The 7024-nt window shown below is 39.9% G+C and carries 2 protein-coding genes; both read left to right on the top strand.

Annotated features, from left to right (window positions below; translation table 11 throughout):
* Positions 1-18 precede the first annotated feature (18 nt).
* Complete coding sequence (locus AC2JBO_RS41390) at positions 19-4887, top strand: SDR family NAD(P)-dependent oxidoreductase (RefSeq protein ID WP_496959441.1); 4869 nt, start codon at positions 19-21, stop codon at positions 4885-4887.
* A 166-nt stretch (positions 4888-5053) separates the two neighbouring features.
* On the top strand, positions 5054-7024 hold a 1971-nt coding region (locus AC2JBO_RS41395), incomplete at its 3' end, for a PAS domain-containing protein (protein WP_496959442.1).

Here is a 7024-nt window from a genome sequence, read left to right on the forward strand (position 1 = left end):
CAATCGTATTTGCGAGACGTGCTGCCTCCTGCGATGATACCAGATGCCTATATTCCGGTGTCTACTGTGCCGCTGACAGAATCGGGGCAAATAGACGAACAAGCTTTAATTGAACTTGAAGCGCTTGATTCTGAGTTGATACAGCGATGGGAACAACGTCTAGAATCTCTACCAGATATTGAGCAGGTAGCAGTAATAGTTGAAGATTATAACGAGAAAATCCCACCGCTACATCTGTCAGATTTGCTACCCTTCGTAAAAAGTAGGGGTGTTATTAAAAGTCTATATTCAGAGAAAGCTGGAAAACTGCCCGAAGTTTCATCTGATGCAGTTACAGTGCAGCAAAAATCTATTAGTTACGGTGCCGCTAGTGAGTTAGAAACTAACGCTCCAAGTACTTTATCAGCAGCTTTGTTACGGACAGCACTCTTAGTTAAGGACAAAGGAATTCTCTACATAAAAGCTGACGGTTCTGAGATTGTGCAGTCCTATGAAGCTTTATTAAACGAAGCACAACGAATCAAAGGAGGATTGTGTCAACTTGGACTAAAACCTGGAGATAAAGTTATTTTCCAGATAAATCAGAATTGGGACTTTATTCCGGCTTTTTGGGGTTGCATTTTGGGCGGTTTTGTGCCTGTTCCAATATCGACTGCTCCAACTTATGAACCGAACAACAGTACTGTGCAAAAGCTGTATAATGCTTGGCAGATGTTGGATAAACCAATAATTCTAACGACTGCCGAATTAGCTTCAAAAGTACGTTCTTTATCCAACTTTTTGAGTGTGGAAAACTTCCAAGTTGAAACAGTTGATCGCTTACGGTTGTGCGAACCGGATAAAAACTGTCATGTCAGTCAACCAGACGATTTAGCGATATTAATTTTAACTTCTGGCAGCACAGGCATACCAAAAGGAGTGATGTTGAGTCACCGAAATATCTTGAGTAATGTAGCTGCAAGTGCGAGGATGAATAATTTTACAAGCGATGATATATCGTTGAACTGGTTGAATTTAGATCATGTAGGGAGTTTGATTCGCTGTTCGATTCGAGATATTTACGTCGGTTCACAACAAATTCACGGGAGCGCAGAAGTTGTATTAGAAGACCCTCTAAGGTGGTTGGATTGGATTGACCGTTATCGTGTGACATTCGCTTGGGCGCCAAACTTTGCTTTAGGATTAGTCAATGCTCGCAAAGAAGTCATTCAACAAAGGCGATGGGATTTCTCGGCGGTAAAATCTATTTTATCCGTTGCTGAGGTGATTGTTCCAAAAACGGCACGTTTGTTCTGGGAATTACTTGCACCCCACAGCTTATCAATTAACGCGATGCATTCCGCGTGGGGAATGTCGGAAACTTGTGCGGCGGTTTGTTTCTCTCATAAGTACTTATTAAATTTACCATCACCTGATTATCCATTTGTGGAAGTGGGAGTTCCAATTCCCGGTTTCAAAATGCGGATTGTAGATAAGCATAATCAAGTAGTTAACGAAAATATTATTGGTGAGTTACAGATTTCTGGAGAGATGATTACCTGCGGTTATTATCAGAATCCGGAACTATCCCTTGAAGCTTTTACAGAAGATGGTTGGTTGAAAACCGGAGATTTAGCATATATTCATCAGGGGCGCCTGACGATAACTGGGCGCCAGAAAGATGTTATTATCATCAACGGTTTAAATCACTACAGTCATGAAATTGAAGCGATTGTCGAATTGGTAGAAAAAGTCGAAGTTTCTTACACTGCTGCTTTTGCAGTGCGAGATAAAGAAAGCGATACCGACAAGCTCGCTCTGGTTTTTCATACTTCCCTAACTGAAGATAACGAGTTAGTACATTTGGTCAAAGAAATTCGGAGAAATATTGTTCGAGAAATTGGTGTAAATCCAGATTATCTAATTCCAGTTAAAAAAGAGGCGATTCCTAAAACTGCAATCGGCAAAATCCAACGCTCGAAATTAAAACAGCAGTTTGATAATGGTAAATTTACAGAAATTATTAAGCAAATAGATATTAAGTGTGCTAATGATAATACATTACCAGATTGGTTCTACAAAAAGATTTGGCGCCGACAAGAAGCGGTAACTTTAAATACTAAAATTCCAACTGGATGTTTTCTGGTGTTCCTCGATCAATTGGGATTGGGTTTGCATTTATGTGCAGAATTAAAGCAGAAGCAAGTACACAGCATTTGTATTGAAGCTGGAACAGAATTTGTTCAATTTGACAGTAAGCGCTATTCTATAGACCCAAAGAATCCCGAACATTATCAGCGTCTACTCAAATCACTTTTAGCCGAAAATTTAGAGATTTCCCAGATTTTGCATCTGTGGACTTATGACAAGTATAAAGGAGAGATTTCAAGCTTAGAAGCACTAGAGCAAGCACAAGAACGCGGAGTTTATAGTTTGCTGTTCTTAGTTCAAGCACTTTCGCAAATCGCAGAAGGATCAAATATACGGTTATCAGTTATTTCTAGTCATACCCAACCGACCGAAGCAGGTGAGGAAATCGCTTACGAAAACAGTCCTATCTTGGGGATGATTAAAACCATACCCCAAGAACTTCCTTGGTTGGACTGTCGCCATATCGATTTAACCGGAGAAGTTGAAGCCGATACTAAGTGCCTTCTCCGTGAAATTCAGGTGATGCAGAAAGAGCGAGAAGTCGCTTACCGCAATCAACAACGTTTAGTTTGTCGATTGTCGAAAGTTGATATGATACACCAGCAAACACAGGATTTGCCCTTTCAGTATGGGGGAATGTATCTAATAACTGGCGGTTTGGGAGAAATTGGTATAGAAATTGCTAAATATTTGCTACAACACTATCAAGCTAGGTTGTTGTTGGTGGGTCGAACTCCTCTTCCTAAAAAAAGTACTTGGCTCGAATATATTTCTCAGCAAGAAGATGCTATTTCCACACGAATTCAGGCTTATTTATCTTTAGAGCAACTAGGAGGCGAAGTAATTTATGAAGCTGCGGATATATGTAATTTAACCCAGTTGGAACAAGTGGTTGACCGAGCCAAGTCTAACTGGCAATGCGAGTTAGAAGGAGTAATTCATTTGGCAGGAATTGGAGGCGAGCGGCTATTGGTTGAAGAAACGCGCGTTTCTTTGGCATCAACACTGCGTCCCAAAGTTTTTGGTACTTGGGTTCTGCATCAACTCCTCGAACAGCAAAACAAAGGTGTCTTTATCAGCTTTTCTTCAGTGATAAGTTTCTTTGGTGCATTTAGCGTCGGTGCTTATGCTGCTGCTAACAATTTTCTTGACAGCTTTTCACACTACCAAAGAGCCAAAAGTAAGTTACAAAGTTATTGCTTTGGTTCTAGTACATGGGCTGGTGTAGGTATAAGTCGTGGCTATGAATATAGGGACGCGCGTTTTGCTCAAGGTCGTCAAGTAATGTCACCCCTTCAGGGATTAAATTCTTTCCTTGCTTGTTTGCATCATCAACCAGCACATTTGCTTGTAGGATTAGATGGAAACCATCCTTACATCCGCCAGTGTTTGGAAAGCACATCTTGTTATGCTCAAAAATTATGCGCTTATTTTACTGCTTCAGTACCTAACGTTAACGAAGCTAAGTTGCGAAACTTGAAAGTATGCGACCGCTTTGGCACTCGCAGCAAAAGTAAATTCCGCCAACTCGAAGAAATGCCCCTTTCCCTAACAGGTGAAATTGACCGAAAGCAACTAGCTACAGGACTTGTACCGACTGAGTATGTCGCACCCAGAAATGAGATAGAAGAAAAACTGATAAATATTTGGCAACAAGTATTAAATGTATCGCAAGTAGGTATTCAGGACAACTTTTTTGAATTAGGAGGAACTTCATTATTAGCCGTGCGCTTATTCTCCAATATTGAGCATACATTCGGCAAAAGAATCCCTCTATCTTCTTTGTTTTCATCGGGAACTGTAGAAGCTCTTGCTCAGATTATTTCCTCAACATTAACTAATGACAAATCAAAAACTTGGTCGTCTTTAGTAGAAATTCAACCCAAAGGTTCTAAACAACCTTTATTTTGTATCCATCCCCTCGGTGGCGAAACTTTATGTTATCGCAATTTGGCAAAGCATTTAGGATTAGAGCAACCAGTTTATGGATTACAACCAATCGGGCTAGATGGAAAAGAGCCTCCCCATACTAAAATTGAAGATATGGCATTGCACTATATCCAAGAAATTCAGAGCATTCAACCGAATGGTCCTTATTTTCTACTGGGATGGTCTTTTGGGGGTTTTGTTGCTTACGAAATGGCTCAACAATTCCACTCTATGGGGCAAAAAGTAGCTTTTCTCGGTATATTAGATGCCTGTCGTCCTGGGTATAACAAACGCTCGTCAGCTTGGAAACGAGTGTATTTACATATAAAGTATGTTGTGCAAGGAGGACTCCCCTATTTGAGGCGAAAGCTTGCTGGTTGGAGAGAATGGGGTACTTATCAGTTCCAAGAAAGATACAAACACCACCTGCAAGTCGTACAGGGAATATCAGATGACAAGCAGTTAAAAGTTATAGACGCTAACGCACTAGCTGCTAGTCAATATATCTTTCAAACTTACCCAGGTTCTGCGACTCTGTTACGGACTCTTGACGAGAATAGGGACGAAGCTGTAGGTGTGGAATATGATCCTCTATTTGGCTGGGGTGATATTGTTGAAAAATTAGACATACATTATATTCCTGGTTCTCATATAGATATCATGGAAGAACCCCAAGTACAGGTAATTGCAGAACAATTGAAAGTTTGTTTAGAAAAATCTGTACAGTCTTATGGTAAGACGGGCGAAGACCCCCATCCCACAAGAATCTCCATCCCACAAGAATGCCCATCCCACAAGAATCTAAGTGTGATGTGTGGGATAAATTAGGTGTTGCGTCAAATAAACATAGATAATTCCCTAAAAACTCTGAAGTTAAATCGGTAGAAGTTTAGTTATATTGGTGTATAAAATCTTTCTTAATGGGTAGCTTAAGTGTAGCCTGCCCAAGAATATTTTATTGCAGCATAAATACTAGGAATCTACCGTCTGCGCTATGTACACTCAGGATATCCCAGAATTGACTCAAATTTTATTGGAACACACACCTGTAGCTATTGCCATCTTCGACCGGGAAATGCGTTATGTTGCCACTAGTCGCAAATGGTTACAAGACCATAACTGTAGCGAAATTAGTTTAATAGGTCAGTGTAATTGCCAAGTGTTGCCAAGTGTTGCACAAAAGTGGAGAGAGGTTCATGACCGTTGTTTGACAGGTGAGTCACATCAGTATGAGGCAGAAAAAATTTTACAAGCTTCGGGTTCAGTAGAGTGGTTGAAGTGGGAGTGTCGTCCTTGGTATGACCAAAGCGGTGAGATTAGTGGAACTATTTTTTGTACTGAAATAATTACCGAGCAAAAGCAAATACAAGAAGCGCTCAGGAAAAGTCAAACGCGCGTGACTAGGTTAGCAGCAAACGTTCCGGGAATGATTTTCCAATGTCTTTTGCATCCCTCTGGAGATTTCAAGCTAACTTACGTCAGTCCCGGTTGCAAGCAACTGCTAGAAGTCGAAGCAGAAAAGCTTCAGCAAAATTCCAAAATATTTTGTGACCTAATTCATCCTGATGACCACTCAGCATTTACAGAGTCCATGTCAATTTCAGCTTCGACGCTTTTGCCTTGGGTATGGGAAGGTCGAGTTACTACATCCACAGGTAAGTTAAAGTGGGTGCGTACTATTGCAAGACCAGAAAAACAACTCAACGGCGATATTATCTGGGATGGACTAATAATTGATATTAGCGACCGAATGCTAGCGGAAACACAGTTACATCAGTATAAAGAATTACTAGAAAATTTAGTAGAAAAGCGTACTAGTGAATTAAATATAGCGAATACGAAACTGCAAGCAGAAGTTATACAAAGACAAAAAGCTGAAGCCGCACTGCGAAAAAGCGAAATGCGTTTTCAACACCTATCATCTAATATACCAGGAGTTTTATATCAATACGTTTTACGTACTAATGGCTCCCATTACTTTTCCTATATCAACGCTGGATGTCGTCAAATCTATGAATTAGAGCCTGAACAAGTTCTTAATGACTGCGAAGTATTATTTAAAGCAATACACCCTGAAGATTTAGCTAATTTTTATCAATCAGTACAAACTTCAAGCAAAACTCTCAAACCTTGGAACCATGAATGGCGAGTTGTAACACCATCAGGGCGCCTGAAATGGTTGCAAGGTTCATCACGTCCAGAAAAACAACCCAACGGTGATATTGTTTGGGATGGCTTAATAATGGATATTACCGAACGTAAGTTTATCGAAGAAGACAGACAAAAACTAGTAGCTCTAATTGAGAATAGCCCAGACTTTATTTGTATGACAACACTTAATGGCGAGGGGTTGTTTATCAACGAAGCAGGTCAGAAGCTTATAGGAATCGAAAATAAAGACCAAGTTCGGAAAAACTCTCTGCAGGATTTTCATCCACCTGAAGATTCAGAGTTTTTAAAGAAAGAAATCTTACCTCAAGTTATTGAAAAAGGAAGCTGGCAAGGAGAACTTAACTATAAAAACTTTCAAACTGGTGCCCTTATTCCAATAGAATACAACATTTTTACAATAAAAAACCATAAAAGTAGTCAGCCAATTGCTCTAGCAGTTATAGCGCGCGATATTACAGACCGCAAACTCGCTGAGGAAGAAAGGCAAAAGTTTGTTTCTTTAGTTGAAAATAGTACTGATTTTATTGGTATAGCAACTCTTGATGCTCAAGCATGGTATTTAAATGAAGCTGGATTGAACCTTGTTGGTCTTGACAGCATTGAACAATTTAGACAGACACATGTTTCAGACTATCATACGCTTGAAGATTGGGGTTATTTTCAAAACCACATAGTGCCAGCAGTGACACAACATGGGCGTTGGCAAGGAGAATTTCAATTTCGTCATTTTAAAAGTGGTAGGCTAATACCAATTGAATATAATGTTTTCTTAATAAAAGACCAAAAGACGGGT

It is taken from the genome of Calothrix sp. CBUCES-K 9914 (assembly GCF_059640475.1).